Source organism: Dactylosporangium sp. CA-139114 (assembly GCF_050955725.1).
Classification (GTDB): domain Bacteria; phylum Actinomycetota; class Actinomycetes; order Mycobacteriales; family Micromonosporaceae; genus Dactylosporangium.
In genome coordinates, this window is sequence record NZ_CP192080.1 from 3,645,013 (window position 1) to 3,664,457 (window position 19,445).

Here is a 19,445-nt window from a genome sequence, read left to right on the forward strand (position 1 = left end):
GGCAAGGAGGTGGTCGGGTCTGCTAGCCGCGTGTCGATGACGCACCTCCGATGGCCGGGTGGGGGTGGACGGGGCCGGTCGTCGCGTCGATCGCGGCCGCCAGACCGGCTGGCGTGCGGTGCATCGCGACGGTCAGGTAGGGCACGTCCCGGCCGAAGGCCTCGCTGAGCGCGACGCACAGCTGCGCGACGAGCAGCGAGTGCCCACCGGCGTCGATGAAGTCGGTGTCGGGGTCGACGGGCAGGTCCAGCACATGTGTGACGACCTGCAACACCATGCGCAGCGTGGCGTCCGCTGCCGGGGCGTCGGCCGCGGCAGCGGACGGGGCGGCGATGCGTGCGGCGGCCCAGGCGGTCAGCGTGTCGCGGTCGAGTTTGCCGTTGGCGGTGAGCGGCAGCGCCGGCACCACGACCGCGGTGCTCGGCACGGCGAATGCGGCCAGCTGGGTTCGCGCGTGCGCGAGCACGAGGTCCGGCAGATGATCGGGATCGGGTGCCGGGCTCGTTGACGGTCCGGCAGCGGTGTCCGTGTCTTCGGCGGCGACGACGAACGCCACGAGCTGGTCGGCGACGGTCGTGACGGCGCAGGAGCGGACGGCCGGGAGTTCGGCGATGACGTGTTCGATCTCGCCGAGCTCGATCCGATGCCCGCGAATCTTGATCTGGTCGTCAGCCCGCCCGAGATAGTCGAGGGCGCCGTCCGGTCGGCGCGCGACGAGGTCACCGGTGTGGTACCAGCGGCGACCTTGTGCATCGGTGGTGAACCGGGCTGCCGTCGCCGCGACGTTTCCGGCGTAGCCGCGGGCGACGCCGATCCCGCCGATCAGCAGCTCACCGGCATTCCCAGCTACGACCTCGTGACCGTGCTCGTCAACGACCCGCGTTGTGACGTTCGGCAGCGGGGTGCCGATGTGGACATCCGCGCCGGGCGTGCAGGCCGCGACCGTCGCGGCCACGGTGGTCTCGGTCGGGCCGTACCCGTTGAACACCTGGCGGTCCGGGGTGCTCCAGCGGGCGACGAGCGCGGGACGGCACGGCTCGCCGACCGACACCACCGTGCGCAGGGCCGGCAGGTCTGCTGTGGGGAGGGCGTCGAGGACGGAGGGGGTGAGCGTGACGACGTTGACGGCGTGCCGGCGGAGCAGGTCGGCCAGGTCGGGGCCGCCGCCCCGGACCGCTGGTGGGGCGAGCAGGAGGGTGCCGCCGGCGGTGAGGGTCATCAGGATCTCGCACATCGCCGCGTCCCAGGACCAGTTCGCGAACTGCAGCACGGTGGTGCCCGGTCCGACCTGGAAGATCCGGGCGAGCTCGACCGCCATGTTCAGCACGCCGGGGTGTTCGACGAGGACCCCTTTCGGGGTGCCGGTCGAGCCGGAGGTGAACACGGCGTAGCACAGCGGCCCGTGCACCATCGGCAGGACCGCGGCCGCGGGTCGCTGCTGGACGTCGAGGACGCGCAGGCCGTACCAGCGGTCGAGCACCAGCTGCACCGCGCAGGCGGCGGTCATGTGGCGCAGGCGCTGCTCGGGCCAGTCGGGGTCCAGGCAGAGCAGCGCGGCGCCGGCGCGTAGGACGCCGAGCACCCGTACCAAGCCGTCGACCGACCGGGGCCAGCAGACCCCGACGACCTGTTCGGTGGTGACGTCGAGCCATGCCAGGTCCCGGGCGACGGCATCGGCGCGGTCGGTCAGTTCCCGGTAGGTGAGGGTGGTGCCGTCGTCGTCAACGACCGCGACCGTGTCCGGTGCAGCCTGCGCGTGCTGCCAGATCCGGTCGTGGACGGTGCCGGACACGTTGGAGGGCGGCGGGGTCATCGGCCGGCTCCTGCCCGCGCGGTGACCGTGATCGGCAGGCTGGCGAGACCGCGGAGGTTCGCGTTGAGCCGCCAATGCCGCCCTGACACCGGGCGCAGCTGCTCGTACACGGCGGTCACGTGCTGGAGCACGACGACGACCTCCTGCAGGGCCAGCGACGCACCGAAGCAGTGGTGCGGTCCGTGGCCGAAGGTGAGCCCCCTGGCCCCGGCCCGGCCCAGCTGCAGCTGGTCGGGCAAGTCGAACGCGGCGGGGTCGCGGTTGGCCGCGGCCAGCATGAGCGCGACGCTCGCGCCGACCGGCAGGACGTCGCCGGTGGACAGCTCGACCGGCTCCAGGAGCCTGCGGGCGGTGTACTGCGTCGGTGGATGGAGCCGTCCAAGTTCCTCGACGACGTCGCGGATGCGGCCCGGTTCGTCCTGGAGCAGTGACCAGAGACCGGGGTCGTCGGCGAGCGCCATCACCACTGCAGAGATCAGGTTGGTGGTGGTCTCGTTCCCGGCGGTGACCAGCATGAGCACGTTGGCCAGCAGCTCGTCGCGGCTGAGCGCGCCGCCGTGGACCGCGGCGATGAGCGCGTCGATCATCGTGTCGCCCGGGTGCTGCTCGCGCACGGTGACCAGGTGCTGCAGGTGTTCCATGAGCTCGGCGACGGTGCGCAGCACGGCGTCGCGGTCGCGGGTCGGCACATGGCCGGGGGCGGCGACGATGTCGCCCCAGGCGAGGGACCATCGGCGGATCGTGGCGGTGTCCACGTCGCCGGGGATGCCGAGCATCTGCCGGGTGACGTCGATGGGCACCCGGGCCGCGATCGCCGGCACGACGTCGAGCAGCTCCAGGCCGGCGAGGTCAGCGAACGCGGCGCCGACCGCATCGTCGATGAGGCCCGCGAGGCGGGTGCGGACGTGGCGAACCTGGACGGGCTCGCTCAGGGCCCGGCGGATACGGCTGTGCTGGGCGCCGTCGACGAACGACACGTGCAGGTCAAGGGCGGCGAACGCGGCCTGCAACCCGGCGCCGGGGAACCGGGCCAGGGCGGTGGTGTGGTCCATCCGCACCGACGCCGCCGGGTGCGCGAGCAGCAGCTGGACGTCGGTGTGCCGGGATACCAGCCACGTGTGGGCGACCGGGTCGAACAGCACCGGCTGCTCAGTGACGAGCTGCGCGTAGAAGCCGGTGGGGTCGGCGATGACCTCTGGTCGGTGCAAGTGGAACAGGCCAAGCTGGCTGCTGGCGATGCCTGACATTGGTGTCCTCCGTGGGAGTGCACGTGATCCGGTGGAAGTGGTCAGTGGCGGGGGAGGTCGGTGGCCCAGGGCCGGCGCCGTTCGATGGCGTAGGCGAGGTTGAGCAGTGCGGCGTCGTGGCCGCGGCGGCCGATGAGCTGCATCCCGACGGGGAAGTGCCCGTGCTGCCCGGCGGGGATGGAGATCGCCGGGTGGCCGGAGAAGTTCGCCGGGTACGTCAGGCACCAGCCGATCTGCGGGTCGACCGCGACACCGCCGATGTCCGCCGGGCCGAGGGTGCCGCCGTCGGCGGCGTTGGGGACGGCGAGCGCGGCGACGGTCGGGGAGAGGATCGCGTCGTAGCGGGCCAGGGTCCGTTCGAAGGCGGCGTGGACCGCGATGCGCAGGAAGTCGCCGTGCCGGTATGCCGCGGCGCTGGTGGCATCACCACGGCGGATCATCTCGGCGAACTCCGGCGCGAGATGCTCGGCGATGTCGTCGGCCAGCAGGTCGACGCCGACGCCCTCGACCAGGAACAGGTCGCGGCCGTGGGCGTAGAGCACCGACTGCTGCATGAGCCACAGGTCGGCCAGGTCCCGCTGCGTCGCCGGGCGGCCGGTGCCGGAGTGCAGCGGATGGACCTGCAGCTGGTGCAGCCCGAGGGAGACGGTGTCGATGTGGACGCCGGCGGCGCGGATGGTGTCGAGCGCGGCGTCGACCGTCTGCCGGACCCGCGGATCGAGCGGGAACACGTCGAGATCGGGGCAGTAGGCGATGCAGAGGTTGCGGACCCGGCCGGTGAGCGTGCGCAGGTACTGCTCGGTGTCCAGGAGGCTGAACGCGTCCAGCGGGCTCGGGCCGGCCATCACCTGCATCAGCAACGCGGTGTCGGTGACGGTCCGGGCGATCGGCCCAGGGGTGAGCATCGGGGTGTGCGGCAGCGGCGGCGCGTCCTGCGGGATGCGCCCCTGGCTGGGCTTGAACCCCACGACGCCGCACAGTGCGGCGGGGATGCGGACGCTGCCGCCGGCGTCGGACCCCTGCGCCAGCGGGACCAGGTACGCGGCGACCGCGGCGGCTGAACCGCCGCTGGACCCGCCCGCGTTGTAGTTCAGGTCCCACGGCGTGGACGTGGGCCCGTAGGCGAGGCTGTCGGTCGTGCCTTTGTGTCCGAACTCGGCGGTGGCGGTCTTGCCGACCACGATCGCGCCCGCGTCCAGTAGCCGCTGCACGTAGACGCTGGTGAACGGCGGCACGAATGCGAGATCGCGGAACGGTTTGGATCCGAACGAGTTCGGCATGCCCGCGACGTAGTCGAAGAGGTCCTTGATCCCGATCAGGAGCCCTTCCAGGGGGCGGTGCGTGCCGCGCCGGTAGCGCTGGTCGGCGGCGGCCGCGGCCGCGAGGACCTGTTCGGCGGGCACGAGGTAGACGAACGCGTTGATGGCCGGGTTGATCCGGGTGATCCGGGCCAGGTGTGCCCGGGTGAGCTCGACGGCGCTGACCTTGCGCCGGCGCAGCAGCTCCAGCTGGACCGTTGCCGGTAGGAAGCACAGGTCCTCACCGGCCGGCGGCTGCCCGGTGTAGGGCAACGGCGGATCAATGGGCGGTGGTACCGCGTACGCCGGCGTGGCGGACAGCCCAAGCAGGCTTGGCGTGGCGCTCAGCAGCCCGGCCGGGACGGCAGCGGTCAGGGCCACGGCACCGCTTGAGGCGAGCAGTCGGCGTCTGGACATCAGCATGTGAACATCCCCCATGGACGGTTTCGGTGGACTGGGACCGCCTCGTGGCGTGCCACGGACGATCAGGGATCGGGCTACCGGGCCCGGCGTGCGGCGTCCGGCCGGCCGGGACCGGCGGATGGACCGGGTACGGTGGCGCGCTGCGGCGGTGGCTGGTCCCGGGCGAGTTCGGCGAGGAACTGATCGATGTGGGCCTCGGTGCGGCCGGGCATGCACACGATCCGGGCCCAACCGTCGTCGACCGGCAGTGACCATCGCTGCCGCAGCCGCACTGACGGTGGCTGCAACAGCACCGTCAGCGCGTCCGGGTGCGCCCACGCCGACCAGTTGGTCTCCTGGAGTCGGCGCAGCGTGTACCGGGCCAAGGCGCGGGCGCGTCGGGCCCGCGCTGCGTGCCCGTCGACACCGATGACGTTGACGGCGTGCCACAGCTGCACGACCGCCGCCGCTGCACCGTCCGCGCCGAGCGAGGTGCCGAGCCGCCTGGGCGCTGCATCGACACCACGCGCGAGTCGGTCCGAGTACGTCTCGCCGATGGAGGTGGGCTGCGTCCGGTGCAGCAGGACGGCCGAGGGCCGCGGGGTGCCGAGAAACTGCCCGGCGAGCACCACGCTGTCAGCGCCATCAGTGAGGTCGAATCCCGCCCGGGTCGCCGCCGCTGCGTCGAGGAGCCCTCGATGCCAACCGGCCAGTGGCGCGTCGGCATGGACGTGCACCGCCTCGGGGTGCGTGGCCGTGGCCGCCCGGATCTCGATGACATCGTCGACAGCTTCGGTCGCCGGGGTGCCGACGGATGCGACGACCAGGGCCGGCGCCGTGGTGCTGGCGTTGCGGCGCAGCGCCGCGGTCAGGTGCAGCAGGTTCATCGCACCGTTCGTGCCGTGCCGGACGATCTGCACCGGCAGGCCGAGCGTCGTCACGGCCTGCCGTACGTGACCGTGACCCGTCTGGGTCAGGTACACCACAAGGTCCGGATGGCGCGCCCGGACCCGCGCCAGCAGGTCCAGCGTCGCGGCGAGCAGACCGCCGTGCACCGCACCCGACCAGCCGTGCGCTGGTGCACGCACGACCTCAGCCACCACGGACAGGACATGCCGTGCCAGCCGTGCCATCGAGGCGGTCTGCGGTGCATCCGGGCCGGGTGCCTCGAGATGGTGGTGCAGCAGCGGATCGAGTGCGGCGAAGTCGATGTCGGTCGCGGCCGGCTGCCCGAGCGCGGTCTGGGCCATGCCGTCGTACCCGGCGAGCAGGTCGCGCAGCGGTCCGGGCAAGACTGTCCGGCCGGTCACGGCAGTCGCTCCGGCGGAGGCATGGTCGCGGCGGCCAAGGCGCTGCGGGCCGGGTCGGCGTGATCGATCGCGCCAGTGGCGTCTACCGGGATGGTGACTGAGGCATCATCAGCGACGCTGTCGCGTCCGTCGGCGATCAGTGCGTCTACCGATACCACCAGCCGGCGCAACTCGGCGGGAATCGCCGACCGGGTCAGCAGCGTCGTCTCAGCCGCAGCCGCCTCACGGCGCAGCTGCCGCAGCACCGCGCGTCCGTCCGGCGTGATGCCGAGCTGCACGACGCGCTTGTCCTGAGCCGGGCGGCGTGCGAGCAGCCCGCGGGCCTCGAGCCTGCCGACGATCCCGTTGAGCGTCGCCTTCGCCATCCCCGCCCGACGGCCGACGTCCAACGTCTTCGCCCCAGGAGCGGCGCCCACCAGCTGCAGCACTGCGTAGTCCGGCAGGCTCAGCCCGGCGGGGCCGAGCACCGTGCGCTCCAGGTGGCGGCGCACCACGCGGGTGATCTGCCACAACGTCACCGTCACCGTCACCGGCACCGTCGCGCTGTCGGCTTGACGGCTGACGACAGCGGCACTACCCGGTTGCGACACCGTCGTCATCGACGGCCGCCGACAAACGGCCACCCGAACCGCCACAGGCGGCGTGGCCGCCGGTGCCTGCCCCGCCCCGCATCGGCACTGCGATGCTTCGCCACCGCCGAGTCCTCGGAGCCCTGGACTCGCGTGTCATCGACAGACGGTGTCGCCTCGGTCGGCTTGTGCTCCATCGTTCCTCCGTCGCGTCGAACCAACCTCGCCCTCGACTGCGTGTGCGTGCAGCCCTGCCGGTGTCGCCGGCCGCGATACACCGCGCACGAACAAGCGGTGATCACCTGCTCGACCCTGCCGTGGCCGCACCACGACGTGAACGCGACAACCGGTGCCAACCGGTGCCAACGCACGGGCGTCCTGACGTGCACCACAGCTGCACACACGACTGTGTCGCGACTGCGCCGGGCGGCTATGCCCGATGCCAGCACGTGACGGTGGTGATCACGCCAGCGTCGTGATCCGGATGACCGGGCCGAGACGGTCCGAACGACGCCGTTGACGGTCATCGCGTCCCGCTCGGCGCGGTTGTGCAGATGGCAAATAGGACAACCGACACCGGCGATGCAGGAAAGCGTCAGGTTCGCGGCTCAAAGGAGTGTCGAGAATCGGAGACCATCTGACGCGATGCCGTTCGTGACGCCGTCGTGAACCGCCACAGCCGATCCACGCTTCGGCGTGACGAAGGCGTGGACACTTCAGTCACAACCGGGCGCATCGGGTCGACGGCCGGCGGGCCGCCACCTACGTGAAGATCGACGGTCCCATGCCACCCCGGTCAGAGGTGAGCCGAAGGTTCAATCGAGATGCGGCTCCGGGCGCCGGGCTACGCACGCGGCGTCGCTATGGGAGGGAGGTGAGCCGCCGAACGGCAGGCGCTACTGGCGAGACGGGGCGACGGCCGGAGGCACGAACCGGACCCCGCAGCGCTGGCAGTAGAACTGCCGCTCCCAGGCGGCCCGGCGGCGCGACCACGCCGGAAGCGCCGCCCGCTGACTCCTGTACAGCGCGACGGTGGCGACAACCGCACCGCCCAACGCGCCAATGAGTACGACGAACAGCAAAAGCAGCGCCGGGACCGGCGCCGTGGACATATCGGCGGTCAGCAGCAGCCCAGCGCCGCACGGCAGTGTCAGCATCAGCAGACCCGCCGCTGCGGCCGTCACGGCGAACCAGGGGAGCGGCTTCGGCGGCGGCGCGAGCTTCGCCGTCAGGTGCGTGGTCGTGGTTGCCCGGCCACTGATCACGCCAGCGTCTCGGGTATCCCGGTACCGCGCATGGACCGTTGTCGTCGTCCTGCTCGCAGCGTAGAGCTCGGCGGTCCTGCCGACGGCATCCGTGTCCCTGCATGTCGGGCACCGCAGGTCCAGTCGTGCGGCCGTCGGAGCTGAGCGACGCATCTGCGGATCACCGGTCATGACGTTGAACCCCCGTTCCACCAATGATATTGATACGCGTTTACGCGGTTGTCTACCTCGATGCGCCGGCCAGCCGATGCCGCGTCCCACGATCAAGCGGCTGATTGGCGCTGGCGAGGCCGCTTCCGCCCGCTCACGGCCGCCTCGTACTGCTCCACCGTGATCCGCCCGGCGTCCAGCCACTTCTTCAGGACCTTGCTGGCGTAGTTGGCAGGCTTGTCCTGGCGCACCGCCCGATCGAGTTCGGCCGCGATGGGCACCGGTCCCCCTTCGTCGAGACGGCGTCGCCAAAAGGCCCACATCACCTCCTGCACCTGCAGCGCTGCCGGCAGTTCGCCACCCTGCGACGACGCGACTGCTTCGTCATAGTGCACCGGCGCGTCACTATCCACCGGCGACTCCTCGCATGCGTCGAGATCGGCCGCCACCTGGGGCCCGGCACCAACGAGCTGGTCAATCGACAGGTCGGCGGCGATGAGGGCGGTCAGCCCGTCGTAGTCGGCGCCGTCGGCGAGCCGCACGGCGATCTGGTCGAGGTCGTACACGGCGACGGCGATGTCCGCGGTGGTGGGGTCGACCGCCGCGCGGATCTTGCGGTGCAGCACCTTGGCGATGGCGGCGGTGCGCTGCTCCTTGCGCTTCTCGGCCTTGGCCGCGGCGATGGAGGCGTACAGCCCGAGCGACGAGTCGGCCTTGGCCAGGTTCTTGGCCCGCAGGGTGAGCCACGGGTGACGGACCCAGTGCCCGACGACCTCGTAGGCGGGAGTGGTGGGCGGCAGGTCGCCCTTGGCCCGCAGCCGGTCGCGGCGCTGGTTCTCGGTGTGCATCAGCCAGACGAGGTACCCCAGCGCGGACATCCCGGCGAAGAACCCGGCGAGCAGCTTGTTGTCGTGCGCCATCCAGTTGAACGCGACCGCGAACGCGGCGATGGCGGCCGACAGGATGCGGGAGGCGACGGCCCGCTCACCGAGGCGGCGGCGGACGTCGGCGTTGGCCAGGACCACGATGCCGCCGAGCTCCAGCGCGCCGACCGCGGGGATCGCCCAGATCATCGGGATGCCCAGTGCCTCGACCGCGCCGGACACCTGCCCGGCCAGGGCCACCAGCAGGACAACCACGTAGAACAGTTGCCGCATGACCGCGGTGTTGCGCATAGCGCGCGCGAGGTCCGCGTCCAGCCCGACTGCAGCAGTCAAGCCGGGACGGTCCGCTCCGGCGAGCTTCGCGTAGGCATCGCCACGGCTCGTACCGGGGCCCCGAGAAGGCTCGGACGGCGTGACCACGACGGCATTACGCCTGGTCGGCCAGTCTGCGGGCGGCGCCCAGCTGGCCGGTGGCGCGGCACTCGTCATTTGCATGACCCCACAATTACATAGCTTTCATAGTTTTCATAGTTTTTACTTTATGGGTCGGCTTCGCCACAATGAGCAACATTCGGGACGGGCGGCCGGCTGGCGGGTTCGTTCCGGCAGCCTGCGAAAATGACCGGGCCGGTGATGAGCGCGATGTAGAGGTGGACTGTGGCCGAGGCTGAGGAGCCGCGTTGGCTGAAGCTCGGAGAGGCGTTCGAGCGGCTCAAAGTCCTGGGGATCACAGATCAGACAGTGCGGGCCTGGGGAGATGCCGGGCGGCACGGCCTCGTGATTCAGCGAGTAGGGAGCCATCGCGTCTTCCGTGAGGACACGGTCGACGAGGTGGTCCGACGGTTCCACGCAGGTGAGTTGCGCGACGACTGACACGAGCGGCCGCGGGTGGACGCGATCGTGTCACCGATATCGGGGAACATCGTTCACGCAGGTCTCCGGCCTGTTGCGGCGGGCCGAACATGAGCCCGAAGTATGCCCGCACTGCTCCGATTAGCCGTTAGGGCTCCCGGCCACGCCCATCACCGGCGCCGAACCCGAGGAGTGTGGTCCCTCTGAGCGGGTCCACGGTCGCAGCGAAATCAGCCATCCATGACCTTTTGTGCGGTGAGGCGGCCCCGATAATGGCGGGGTGACTCCTGAGCCTGCGGAAGCCGCCGCCAACCTCGCCGCCGACTATGCCAACGCTGCACGCAGGCTTCTTCCTGGCCCAACCGAGGTCGCACCCAGACCCGGTGCGGCGCCAGATCCGCAGAGTGCGGCCGCATACGCAGCGCTCGCTGCGTATTTTCAGATGTACGCGATCACCGCTATTTTGAACGAGAGTCCGGCGGTCGCGGAGGTGATCCGGCGGAACACCGGAATGCTGGATCACGTTGGGACTGGCGTCTTCCACCTCAGTCGTGGACTCGACGAGGTCAGGGCTGCCGTTGAGCGACTAGACCGGACCGTTGATAGGGGGATGGACACCCCCAGCAGACGCGCTTTCGAGAGCGTTGAGGCGTGGTGGGATCGGTTCAAGCGTCGGCGAATGCCGATACCGCCCCTTCGGCCACCCGCTGGGGTGCCGCCATCGGAGATCGCCGACAGTGAGCCACCTCCATCAATGAGTCAAGTCGACTTGTACGACAGCCGGGAATTCGAGGAGTATGTCGCAGCTCTGTTCCGGGAAGCTGGCTGGGACGATGTTGAGGTCGTGGGTGCGCATGCCGGAACACCGGTAGGGCGAGGTGACGGAGCGGTCGATGTAGTTGCAAAGTCCGGGGAAACGACCGTGGCTATACAGTGCAAGCGTTACAAAGTGACAAGCGCTGTGAACGTTAGCGATGTCCGAAACTTCTTTGCTGGCGCCACCGCCGACTACACCCCGGCCGCGATGGTACTTGTCACCACCACGCAGAGTCTGACACCCGCGGCTCGTGATTTCATCGAAAAGACGGGTACGATCCTGATTGACCGGCCGCTCTTAACCGAATGGGTTGAGCAAGGCGTCGTCCCTGAAGCGGTGGCCGTCTTGCATCCCGCCGCGCCCGCAGCACCTGAGAGCGCCGAAGCCGGGCAGGTAGACGAGCCGGTGCCGCCCGCCGCCCCGAAGCCTCCCTTCAAGGTCATGGGATTCGTGGGCTTTGCTGTTGTAGCGTTGATGATCGCCCCGATTTTCTTAAGGTCCAATCCGAAGGTGATTGAGTTTGCGCTATATGCGGTGATAGCAGTCCTTCTGGTCTGCCTTGGGGTCGCGTTCCGTTGGAGGTGGCGGCTCTATTGGTGGAGACGTGGCATCAATGAGTTGTGGTGGGGCTGGCATGTTCCGAGAGGGCACACTCGGGCTTTCCGGGTCCCGAATCCCTGGAAAGGCCCGTGGGGATAATTCTTTCTCGAGCAAATGTAGTGGTCGACGCAAGTGGCCGCCGCGGTGGCCCGCGCGCTTCACGCTAGCTACGGTCATCAGCGAGCACCTATGTCGCTTCCCGGGGCTCGGCTGACCCGGACGCGTTCTTGGCGAGCGCTGGCGTGTGGTTGAAGGTGACGCGCACGCCATGGCGAGCCGCCTCAATCGGGGCGGATGCCCACAACGCGAGCTTCCATGCCGAACGCCGTCACTTTCCGTAACGTGACGCGGCTAACATCAACCATGATCGTCCGTGTTCCCGTGGGACAACGAGGGGAGCACTAGGTACCGCTACCTGCACAAAGTCAACGTTCTTTACATGCTTTCACCAGCTTGCTTACCATCGTTGCAGGTCGGCACTATGCGTCTTGGGGGTTCGAGTCCCCTCAACCGGAGGCGGTGCTCCGCCGGATAGAGTCGTTGCGCCAGTACTTAAAGTGAGCGTCTGGTGCGTTGTGAGGGTTCGATTCCCTTCACCCGGTCGGTCGACGGTCCCTGCTCAGTCGAGTCGGCTCTGTAGTTGGGAGGCTCGTATGCGAACCTCGGCTACGAACATCTCGTCGATCTGAGACTCGGTTATGTCGCCAAGGTTGTCGTAGTCGACGCATTGCGGGTAGACGAGCCAGCAACCGCGAATGCCCGCGAGCAGGTCTTCGAGGAGGCCTTGAGCCGGCCGCCGTGGGTCGAGCGGTGTGAGCCGCATCGGCTGCGCCGACGCGGCTCCTGTTCGGCGTCGTACATTCCTGGTGGCCGTCTTGGGCCGCAAACCTTCTGCGACGAGCATGGCGTCTCGGATGAGGTCGGTGACGACGTGCTGCGGTGAGATCTGGCGTTTCATCAGGTCCAGTACTGCGACAGGGGTTTCCTGTGGAGTCGCTTCGATGGTGTCGGCTTCCTGGATGACCGCGACCGGTGAGATACCGAGGTGTTCCGAGACGACCTCCGCCGCGGCATGGAGCCAATGTGCCGCGGCGACGGCCGCAGATGTCGGGTCGACGGACTGCAGCAGTTCACGCGGGTTGAGGAGGCTATGGTGCAGGAGCCGATCGGCCGCGGCGACCTGTGCGGGTGAGGCTTCCTGGCGGGTCAGGGAGATCGCGTGCTGGGCCCTGCCGACGAGGCTGCCTGCCTCTGCATCGGCGACAGCCGCCAGCTCGAACTCGATGTCGTCCAAGACCGCGTCGGCAAGAGCTTCTGAACCGATCGCGTGCAGTGCTCTGCCAACTCGATGGGCCTGCTCCTCGACCGGGTCGTACGAGACGATGAGCATATTGTCGATGGGCAGGTTCGGGCTCCGGACCGCGGACGTCACATCACCGACCAGGGCTCGCATTTCGCGCCGTTGCCGGCCTTCGCCGGTGTCCTCGTCGCCGCGTGTTGCTGTGGACGGGTGCGTGTAGCGGCGCCAGAGCGCGGTGGACAGGCTGGTCATTGCCGCCGCCAGCGATTCGGCCTCGTGGGCTGCTACCTCGGGAGGCAGGGCCGCGACCATCTGCGTCGTGTCGGCGAAACCGACCCTCCAGACGGCGTGAAGTTCGCTGCGTTGCACGTCGACGGCATAGCGCGTCATGCGGTTCGTCCCCCGTTCTGTTGTTGCCTGAGGTCGTTGACAGATCCCTCGCAACGATGCTCGTCGCCTCATCGGGCTGGGAGGTGCCACAAGGTGCCACCGTCTGGTGCTGGCAGCGGTGCGGCAAGCGGGTGTTGTTCGCCGGTGAGCGCGGCGGTGGCTCGAGCGACCTCATGCAGATCCGCGCGGACGTACGTGGCGGTGGTGCCCGCGTCGCCGCGGCCGGTGTGGCCGGCGAACGCCTTGGCGACGGCATATCCGAAGTGGCGCTCGACCCAGGTCAGTGTCGTGTGCCGGATCCAGTGCGTGCTGATCTGCTGGGTGGCGACCCACGGCAGGTGCCGGCCCGCCCGAACCCACAGGTGGTCGTACCGGCGGCTGGTGATCGGCTGACGGTCGCGGTAGCGCAGCAGCTGGCCGTGCGGCTCACCGTCACCACGTTCTTCCGCGTGCAGCATCAGGTGCTGCATGAGCGTGGGGGAGACCGGCTGCCAGCGGACGGTCTCGCCCTTCTCGCGGAGCCGGATCAGGCATTGCCCATGGTCCAGGTCGACCGGCCGCAGGGCGAGGCCGCCGCCTCTGCGGCAGGCCGTCTCGGTATGCAGCCGGATGAGCAGACTGTCGAGCTCGGGATCGTTGCCGGTCGTTGCCGACACCGTGACGATCTCGGCGAGTTGCGCATCCGTGAGCGCGTGGCGTGCACTGGCCAGGCGCCGTGGCTTGGCGACGCGCGCCGCGGGATTGTCGGCCTCGGCAAGGAGGCCGTCGGCAACGGCGTGCTGATACAGGCACCGCAGCGAGGAGATGACGTGCTCGGCCGCGGTCCGGCCGCCACGAGAGTTCGCCCGCACGACGGCCGACGCCTTCGCCTGCTCCGACAGCGCCTTGATCTCCAGCGGGCTGGGTTCGTCAAGCCGGCGGCTGCCCCACACCGCCCGAATTCGTCGCCAGTAGGACCCGTACGCATTGCGCGTACCGGGTGTCACGGCCTCCGCGACCCGGTCGATGTACTCGGCGAACGTCGGCATCTCGCGCGGAGCAGGATTACTGAGTAGCTCTTCCGGCGTGATCCCCAGCTGCGTCAACAGGACCCGCACCGTGTCCAGCTCAGCGCGTTTGCGTGCCGTCATCCTCGACCACCGTCACCGGGAAGAAGGTCATGCCGCCGCAGCATCTCGTCGAGCACGGGGATCGGGTAGACGATGAGCAGGTCATGTCCGGGCCGCGCGACCAGGAGCACTCTGTCGCCCGCTGCGAGACCCAACGCGTGCCGTGCCGAGGCCCGCAATCGGAGGTGACCCTGCCGGGTGATCGCGTGCGGCCCGTCGGCGGACCCCCTGACGATTGCCATCGCCGGGGAGACCTCGATCGTGATCAGATGGCCGGATGTCCAGGCCAGGGCCTGCAGTCCGGAGCGGTCGGCGAGCCGCCCTCGAGCGTCGACTGCGGTGACGACGTAGTACGAGCTGCTGTCGTCAGGCCGTCGGGCCAGCCGGGCCATGGGTAGGCCTGGAGCCGTGGTGCTGATGTCACGCTCGTGGAACATCCTCGTTGACCCGCCCCCGCAGCTGCGATCACGTCGTCGCCGCCCCGCTACCGGAGGCGACGCCCCGATGCTGCCGCGATTTTCTGCGGTGGAGAAGGTGTCACCACGTACCACCCTGTGTCACCGTGGTGGCCCGCCCAGTTGCGAGCAGGCCACCACGCGTCATCGAGACGTTCGACGCTCGAACTACAGCAACGGATGCGGCTCACCGGTAAGCGCGGCGAGAGCTCTGACGATCTCCTGAAGGGTGGCGCGCACGTACGTCGCCGTCACGCCCGCCGAGCCCCCACCGTTCGAGGCGTGGCCGGCATAGGCACGCGCAACGGCATAGCCGAAATTGCGCTCCACGTACGTCAACGTGGTGTACCGCAGCCAGTGCGCGGTGACTTGCTGTGTCTCCACCCACCGCAGTTCTTGGCCCACCCGCGCCCACAGGTGGTCATAGCGTCGATCGGTGATCGGGTTGCCCTTCCTGTACCGCAGCAGCTGCTCGGTTGGCGGCGACGGTCGATCCCGCGCATGCTGCTGCAGGTGTTCCATCAGCGTCGGTGACACCGGCTGCCACCGCACCGTGCCGCCCTTCTCACGCAGCATGATCAGACACTGACCCGGGTCAAGGTCCACTGGGCGCAACGCGACCGCACCACCTCGACGGCAGGCCGTCTCCGTGTGCAGCCGCAGCAGCAAGCTGTCCAGGGCCGGATCGTCGCCGGTGCTCGCTGTCACCTCGTTGATCTGGATCAGCTCCGAGTCGGTCAGCGCGCGCCGCGTGCTTTCCAGCCGGCGCGGCTTCGCGACCTTCAGGGCAGGATTATTGCCCTTCTGGATATGCCCGTCCGCCGTGGCCCGGCTGTAGATACACCGCAGCGCCGTGATGAGGCCCTCCGCCGCGCTTCGTCCGCCACGCGCGTTGCGGCGGACGACCACGTTGGCCTTGACGTCTTCGGCCAGCTGCTCGATTTCGGAGGGCTTGATGTCATCGAGCCGCCGGTCGTGCCAACGCTCGAGAATCCGGTTCCAGTAGCTGCTGTACGCCCGGCGGCTGCCGTCGGGCACGGCCTTCGCAACGACGGGAATGTACTCGCCGAATGTCGGTGCGGGTTCCCGGGCTGCCGCCAGGCCGAGAAGGTCAGCCGGTGACACGCCGAGCCGGTCGAGCAGCAACCGTGCCGCCTCCAGCTCCGCAACGCCGGGCGAGGCCAACGTCGGTGAGTGGGTCATGCCGCGTCACCACCGATCACCTCGTGCGCCCGGGTGATCATCGCGTCGAGCGCTGCAGGCGGATGGATCACCAAGAGCTGCCGGTCCGGTTCCGCGGCCAGTAACACGCGATCGCCGGGGCGCAGATCACACCATCGCCGCACCGGCTCCAGAAGATGCAGATGGCCGGCCTCGTTGAGGCTCAGCACCCCGCACGGGTCCCGGCGGACCAGCACGAAGCCGTGGTCCTCGCGCACCTGCAGCCGCGTGTGGGGAGGCCAGCCCAACGCCCGGAAGACCGTGCTGCCGGTGATCCTGCCCGCCTTGTCCACCGCCGCGAACCCGTAAACCGTCGACCGGCTCCGCCGGGGTTGCAGCGGTGGCATCGGCAACACGCGCTGCTGGGCGGCGAGCGGTGGGTGCCGGAGTAGGGGAGGCGGAGCCGCGGACGGAATCAGCGCCGGAACGGTGCGCGTCATGAATCCCACCCGCCTTCGCGAGTGGGTGCGGGCCGTGGCGCGGATGCTGCGTTCGAGTGCTGCAAGGCACTCGAACCCTCGTGCGTCAGGTGTCGCACGGATGCAACGATGGGGTGTCGAAGGGGGGACTTGAACCCCCACGCCCGATAAAGGGCACTAGCACCTCAAGCTAGCGCGTCTGCCATTCCGCCACTTCGACCGGCTGGCCAATTGTACTCGGTGCCTTCCGGCTCCGCTTCAACGGCCACGCGAGACTTTACACGGTCACCCCGGATCTTGACGAATCGGGGGGCCGACGCGCGGAGGCGACCGGAGGGGGGAGCCGGTCGCCTCGCGTCTACGTCGGGTTTACCCCGTGGGTGGTGATCGATAAACGTCTGGTTCTCAGAGGTCTTCTTCCCAGGTCGTACGGCGGGTCAGGACGTCCATCACCTTGTCCACCACGCCCAGGGCCGGGTCCACGAGCTTGTTCAGCGGCGGGGTGGACGGGGTGCCGGGGTGGGGGCGGGTCGGGGCGGCCGAGCGCGCGATCTCCACGCGGTTGCCCAGGCGTACGAGCTCCTCCGAGGTGCACCGCGAGCGCAGGGCCGGCAGGAGCTCGGCCGCGGTGTGGGTGTGCGAGCGCACGTGGTCGGTGACGGCTCGCAGGGCGGCCTTGTCCGCGGACGTGTGCAGGCGGCGCAGGGCCGCGAGCAGTTCGGCGTCGGCGGCGAGTTCGCGGGAGGCGATGTCGGGGCCTTCGGGCAGTACCGCGGAAACCGCCGGAATCAGGTATTGCTCCTCGGCCGACAGGTGCCGGGCCAGGGTGGCCACGAGGACGTCGGACGCGGCCGGCTCGGTCTCGGCGCGGGCGCACAGGCGGTCGAGCTGTTCGTGCTCCTCGTCCAGCAGGTCGATCATGCTGCGACCCATGGCGTCGTGCTCGTCGTCGGGCGCGCCCGGGAGGGGCGGCAATGGGAGTCCGCTCACGGTTGCCGATGTACCCGGGCGTCAACTTCTTGAAACCGCAGGTTACTCGTCGGTACCATCCATTCGCACTCGTCAATGTCGAATGGAAGGGGCCGCCATGTCGCCGACCTGGCGGGGGTTCGCCGCCCTCGCCGCTCTCACCGCCGCCGTGATCCTCGCCGCGCAGCTGGGCACCGCCGCCCCGGCGAACGCGGCTCCCGGGCCGCCACCCGGCTCCATCGCCTCGATGGGCGACTCGATCAGCCGCGGCTTCAACGCCTGCGGGTGGTACGTCGACTGCCCGAGCCGATCGTTCAGTACCGGCAGCGACTCCGCCGTGAACAGCCAGTACCTGCGTATCAGGGCCGTGAACCCCGCGATCAACGGCCACAGCTTCAACGACGCCAGGTCCGGGGCCAAGGTCGCCGACATGCCCGGGCAGGCCGCCACGGTGGTGAGCCAGGGCGCGGCGTACGTCACCATCCTCATCGGCGCCAACGACGCCTGCACGAGCTCGGAGGCGTCGATGACCAGCGTCGCCGCGTTCCGCTCGTCGCTGGACTCCGCGCTGGGCACGCTCAAGGCCGGGCTGCCGGACGCGAAGATCCAGCTCATCAGCATCCCGGACATCAAGCGCCTCTGGCAGGTCGGCAGCGCCAGCTCGTCCGCGCGCAGCGTGTGGTCGCTCTTCGGCGTGTGTCAGTCCATGCTCGCCAACCCCTCGTCCACGGCGGCGGCCGACGCCGCCCGGCGGGACCGGGTGCGCCAGCGCGTCGCCGACTTCAACGGGCAACTCGCCTCAGCTTGTACCGCCTACGGGGCCAACTGCAAGTACGACGGCGGGGCCGTGTTCGGCTACCAGTTCACCCTCTCGCAGGTCTCGACCTGGGATTACTTCCACCCGAACGCGTCGGGCCAGGCGGTGCTCGCCGCGCTCACCTACGCGGCCGGCTTCGGCTGGTAGGACCTCAGGGTGGTCCGGCGGCGACTCTGGGTAGTCGTCGCCGGACCACGCGGAAAACTGTCGGCCCCGCCTGATATGACTTCCTCATGGACGCCACCGACCCCGCCGCCGACGAAGTCATCGAAATCTGCCGGGACCTGCTGCGCATCGACACCACGAACACCGGCGACCTCGACACGAGCACCGGGGAACGGGTCGCGGCCGAGTATGTGGCGCAGAAGCTCGCCGAGGTCGGCTTCCAGCCGGAGATCTACGAGAGCGAGCCGGGCCGGGCGAGCGTCGTGGCGCGCTTCGAGGGTGAGGACCCGGCACGGGACGCGCTGCTGATCCACGGTCACCTCGACGTCGTGCCGGCCGATGCCTCCGAGTGGTCGGTCGACCCGTTCGGCGGCGAGATCAAGGACGGCTACCTGTGGGGCCGGGGCGCGATCGACATGAAGGACTTCGACGCCATGGTCCTGGCGCTGGTCCGGCGGATGCGGCGCGAGGGCCGCAAGCCGCCGCGGGACGTGGTGCTCGCGTTCGTCGCCGACGAGGAGGCGGGCAGCACCTACGGCGCGCAGTACCTGGTGGATCGCCACCCCGGGCTCTTCGAGGGCGTCACCGAGGCGATCGGCGAGGTCGGCGGGTTCTCGGTGAGCGTCGGCGGGGACCAGCGGCTCTACCTCATCGAGACCGCGCAGAAGGGCATCGACTGGCTGCGCCTGCACGCCAAGGGCCGGCCCGGCCACGGCTCGATGATCAACGACGACAACGCGGTCACGGCGCTGGCCGAGGCCGTCGCGCGGGTCGGCACGCACCGCTTCCCGGTCGTGCTCACCCCGACCGTGCGGGCGTTCCTGGAGCAGGTCTCGCAGATCCTCGGCATCGAGCTCGACCTCGACGACCCCGAGGCGGCCGTCGGCAAGATCGGCCCGATCGCGATGATCATCGGCGCGACGCTGCGCAACACCGCCAACCCGACCCGCCTCGCCGCGGGCTACAAGGACAACGTCATCCCCGGCCGGGCCTCGGCCACCATCGACTGCCGGACGCTGCCGGGCCAGTCGGAGCTGTTCGAGGAGGAGCTGCGGCGCATCGTCGGGCCGGACATCGAGCTGGAATACATCCACCGCCAGGCGGCGCTCGAGACAACGTTCGACGGGGCGCTGGTCGAGGCGATGTCCGCCGCGCTGCGGGCTGAGGACCCGGGCGCGATCGCGGTGCCCTACATGCTCAGCGGCGGCACCGACGCCAAGCAGTTCGCCAAGCTGGGCATTCGCTGCTTCGGTTTCTCGCCGCTGCGCCTTCCCGACGACCTGAACTTCGGCGCGTTGTTCCATGGCATTGACGAGCGCGTACCCGTCGAGGGACTACAGTTCGGCGTGCGAGTGCTCGACCGGTTCCTGCAGCAGTCCTAACTCATCTTTTC

18 protein-coding genes and 1 tRNA gene are annotated in these 19,445 nt (G+C 69.4%); 5 read left to right on the forward strand and 14 right to left on the reverse strand.

All coding sequences use genetic code 11. The features are described from left to right. Nucleotides 1–22: 22 nt before the first annotated feature. From ACQP2P_RS16555 to ACQP2P_RS16585, 7 genes are all read right to left on the reverse strand, one after another. Nucleotides 23–1,813: a non-ribosomal peptide synthetase gene (locus ACQP2P_RS16555; RefSeq protein WP_433617023.1), complete on the reverse strand. Its 1,791-nt coding sequence runs from the start codon at nucleotides 1,811–1,813 to the stop codon at nucleotides 23–25. Beyond that, nucleotides 1,810–3,021 (reverse strand): cytochrome P450, encoded by a 1,212-nt coding sequence (locus tag ACQP2P_RS16560; RefSeq protein WP_433617025.1) that lies wholly within the window; start codon nucleotides 3,019–3,021, stop codon nucleotides 1,810–1,812. Before ACQP2P_RS16560 ends, ACQP2P_RS16555 begins: the two co-directional genes overlap by 4 nt. Before the next feature lie 80 nt (nucleotides 3,022–3,101). Next, nucleotides 3,102–4,775, reverse strand: a complete 1,674-nt coding sequence (locus ACQP2P_RS16565; RefSeq protein WP_433617026.1) for an amidase — start codon at nucleotides 4,773–4,775, stop codon at nucleotides 3,102–3,104. 80 nt (nucleotides 4,776–4,855) lie between these two features. Beyond that, a complete protein-coding gene (locus ACQP2P_RS16570; protein WP_433617028.1) occupies nucleotides 4,856–6,070 on the reverse strand; it encodes a hypothetical protein in 1,215 nt (404 codons plus the stop codon). Continuing rightward, entirely contained in the window at nucleotides 6,067–6,669 is a 603-nt protein-coding gene (locus ACQP2P_RS16575) for a MarR family winged helix-turn-helix transcriptional regulator (protein ID WP_433617030.1), read from the reverse strand. The genes ACQP2P_RS16570 and ACQP2P_RS16575 overlap by 4 nt, the downstream gene beginning before the upstream one ends. An 866-nt stretch (nucleotides 6,670–7,535) precedes the next feature. Then, on the reverse strand, nucleotides 7,536–7,904 hold the full coding sequence (locus ACQP2P_RS16580) for a hypothetical protein (protein WP_433617032.1): 369 nt from the start codon (nucleotides 7,902–7,904) through the stop codon (nucleotides 7,536–7,538). Between the two features lie 263 nt (nucleotides 7,905–8,167). After that, nucleotides 8,168–9,271 (reverse strand): hypothetical protein, encoded by a 1,104-nt coding sequence (locus tag ACQP2P_RS16585; RefSeq protein WP_433617034.1) that lies wholly within the window; start codon nucleotides 9,269–9,271, stop codon nucleotides 8,168–8,170. 79 nt (nucleotides 9,272–9,350) lie between these two features. Between ACQP2P_RS16585 and ACQP2P_RS16590 the strand changes: the two genes are divergently transcribed. From ACQP2P_RS16590 to ACQP2P_RS16600, 3 genes are all read left to right on the forward strand, one after another. After that, a complete protein-coding gene (locus ACQP2P_RS16590) occupies nucleotides 9,351–9,560 on the forward strand; it encodes a hypothetical protein (protein WP_433617036.1) in 210 nt (69 codons plus the stop codon). A 35-nt stretch (nucleotides 9,561–9,595) separates the two neighbouring features. Continuing rightward, nucleotides 9,596–9,811: a hypothetical protein gene (locus ACQP2P_RS16595; protein WP_433617038.1), complete on the forward strand. Its 216-nt coding sequence runs from the start codon at nucleotides 9,596–9,598 to the stop codon at nucleotides 9,809–9,811. A gap of 259 nt (nucleotides 9,812–10,070) precedes the next feature. Beyond that, nucleotides 10,071–11,306, forward strand: a complete 1,236-nt coding sequence (locus ACQP2P_RS16600) for a restriction endonuclease (protein WP_433617040.1) — start codon at nucleotides 10,071–10,073, stop codon at nucleotides 11,304–11,306. Between the two features lie 520 nt (nucleotides 11,307–11,826). Here the strand turns inward: ACQP2P_RS16600 and ACQP2P_RS16605 are convergent. From ACQP2P_RS16605 to ACQP2P_RS16635, 7 genes are all read right to left on the reverse strand, one after another. Further along, nucleotides 11,827–12,897 carry a hypothetical protein gene (locus ACQP2P_RS16605; RefSeq protein ID WP_433617041.1) on the reverse strand — a complete coding sequence of 357 codons (1,071 nt, stop codon included), beginning with the start codon at nucleotides 12,895–12,897 and terminating at the stop codon, nucleotides 11,827–11,829. 68 nt (nucleotides 12,898–12,965) lie between these two features. Then, nucleotides 12,966–14,027: a tyrosine-type recombinase/integrase gene (locus ACQP2P_RS16610; RefSeq protein WP_433617043.1), complete on the reverse strand. Its 1,062-nt coding sequence runs from the start codon at nucleotides 14,025–14,027 to the stop codon at nucleotides 12,966–12,968. Next, nucleotides 14,024–14,398 carry a hypothetical protein gene (locus tag ACQP2P_RS16615; RefSeq protein ID WP_433617045.1) on the reverse strand — a complete coding sequence of 125 codons (375 nt, stop codon included), beginning with the start codon at nucleotides 14,396–14,398 and terminating at the stop codon, nucleotides 14,024–14,026. The genes ACQP2P_RS16610 and ACQP2P_RS16615 overlap by 4 nt, the downstream gene beginning before the upstream one ends. Nucleotides 14,399–14,629: 231 nt before the next feature. Further along, nucleotides 14,630–15,664 carry a tyrosine-type recombinase/integrase gene (locus tag ACQP2P_RS16620; protein WP_433617047.1) on the reverse strand — a complete coding sequence of 345 codons (1,035 nt, stop codon included), beginning with the start codon at nucleotides 15,662–15,664 and terminating at the stop codon, nucleotides 14,630–14,632. Next, nucleotides 15,661–16,122, reverse strand: a complete 462-nt coding sequence (locus ACQP2P_RS16625; protein ID WP_433617049.1) for a hypothetical protein — start codon at nucleotides 16,120–16,122, stop codon at nucleotides 15,661–15,663. Before ACQP2P_RS16625 ends, ACQP2P_RS16620 begins: the two co-directional genes overlap by 4 nt. 114 nt (nucleotides 16,123–16,236) lie before the next feature. Beyond that, nucleotides 16,237–16,321: transfer RNA gene (locus ACQP2P_RS16630), tRNA-Leu, on the reverse strand. A gap of 185 nt (nucleotides 16,322–16,506) precedes the next feature. Continuing rightward, on the reverse strand, nucleotides 16,507–17,091 hold the full coding sequence (locus ACQP2P_RS16635; RefSeq protein WP_433617051.1) for a hemerythrin domain-containing protein: 585 nt from the start codon (nucleotides 17,089–17,091) through the stop codon (nucleotides 16,507–16,509). A 97-nt stretch (nucleotides 17,092–17,188) separates the two neighbouring features. On the opposite strand from ACQP2P_RS16635, the gene ACQP2P_RS16640 reads away from it, so the two are divergent. Continuing rightward, the gene (locus tag ACQP2P_RS16640; RefSeq protein ID WP_433617053.1) at nucleotides 17,189–18,034 is read left to right on the forward strand and encodes an SGNH/GDSL hydrolase family protein; all 846 of its coding nucleotides are present in this window, start codon (nucleotides 17,189–17,191) and stop codon (nucleotides 18,032–18,034) included. 86 nt (nucleotides 18,035–18,120) lie between these two features. Then, on the forward strand, nucleotides 18,121–19,434 hold the full coding sequence (locus ACQP2P_RS16645; protein ID WP_433617055.1) for a M20/M25/M40 family metallo-hydrolase: 1,314 nt from the start codon (nucleotides 18,121–18,123) through the stop codon (nucleotides 19,432–19,434). Nucleotides 19,435–19,445: the final 11 nt, after the last annotated feature.

What these genes read in the sequence shown, in the direction of transcription:
- ACQP2P_RS16615 (WP_433617045.1), bottom strand. Translation starts at nt 14,398, where the DNA reads ATGGCCCGGCTGGCCCGACGGCCTGACGACAGCAGCTCGTACTACGTC.
- ACQP2P_RS16610 (WP_433617043.1), bottom strand. Translation starts at nt 14,027, where the DNA reads ATGACGGCACGCAAACGCGCTGAGCTGGACACGGTGCGGGTCCTGTTG.
- ACQP2P_RS16575 (WP_433617030.1), bottom strand. Translation starts at nt 6,669, where the DNA reads ATGACGACGGTGTCGCAACCGGGTAGTGCCGCTGTCGTCAGCCGTCAA.
- ACQP2P_RS16555 (WP_433617023.1), bottom strand. Translation starts at nt 1,813, where the DNA reads ATGACCCCGCCGCCCTCCAACGTGTCCGGCACCGTCCACGACCGGATC.
- ACQP2P_RS16605 (WP_433617041.1), bottom strand. Translation starts at nt 12,897, where the DNA reads ATGACGCGCTATGCCGTCGACGTGCAACGCAGCGAACTTCACGCCGTC.
- ACQP2P_RS16640 (WP_433617053.1), top strand. Translation starts at nt 17,189, where the DNA reads ATGTCGCCGACCTGGCGGGGGTTCGCCGCCCTCGCCGCTCTCACCGCC.
- ACQP2P_RS16625 (WP_433617049.1), bottom strand. Translation starts at nt 16,122, where the DNA reads ATGACGCGCACCGTTCCGGCGCTGATTCCGTCCGCGGCTCCGCCTCCC.
- ACQP2P_RS16565 (WP_433617026.1), bottom strand. Translation starts at nt 4,775, where the DNA reads ATGTCCAGACGCCGACTGCTCGCCTCAAGCGGTGCCGTGGCCCTGACC.
- ACQP2P_RS16645 (WP_433617055.1), top strand. Translation starts at nt 18,121, where the DNA reads ATGGACGCCACCGACCCCGCCGCCGACGAAGTCATCGAAATCTGCCGG.
- ACQP2P_RS16620 (WP_433617047.1), bottom strand. Translation starts at nt 15,664, where the DNA reads ATGACCCACTCACCGACGTTGGCCTCGCCCGGCGTTGCGGAGCTGGAG.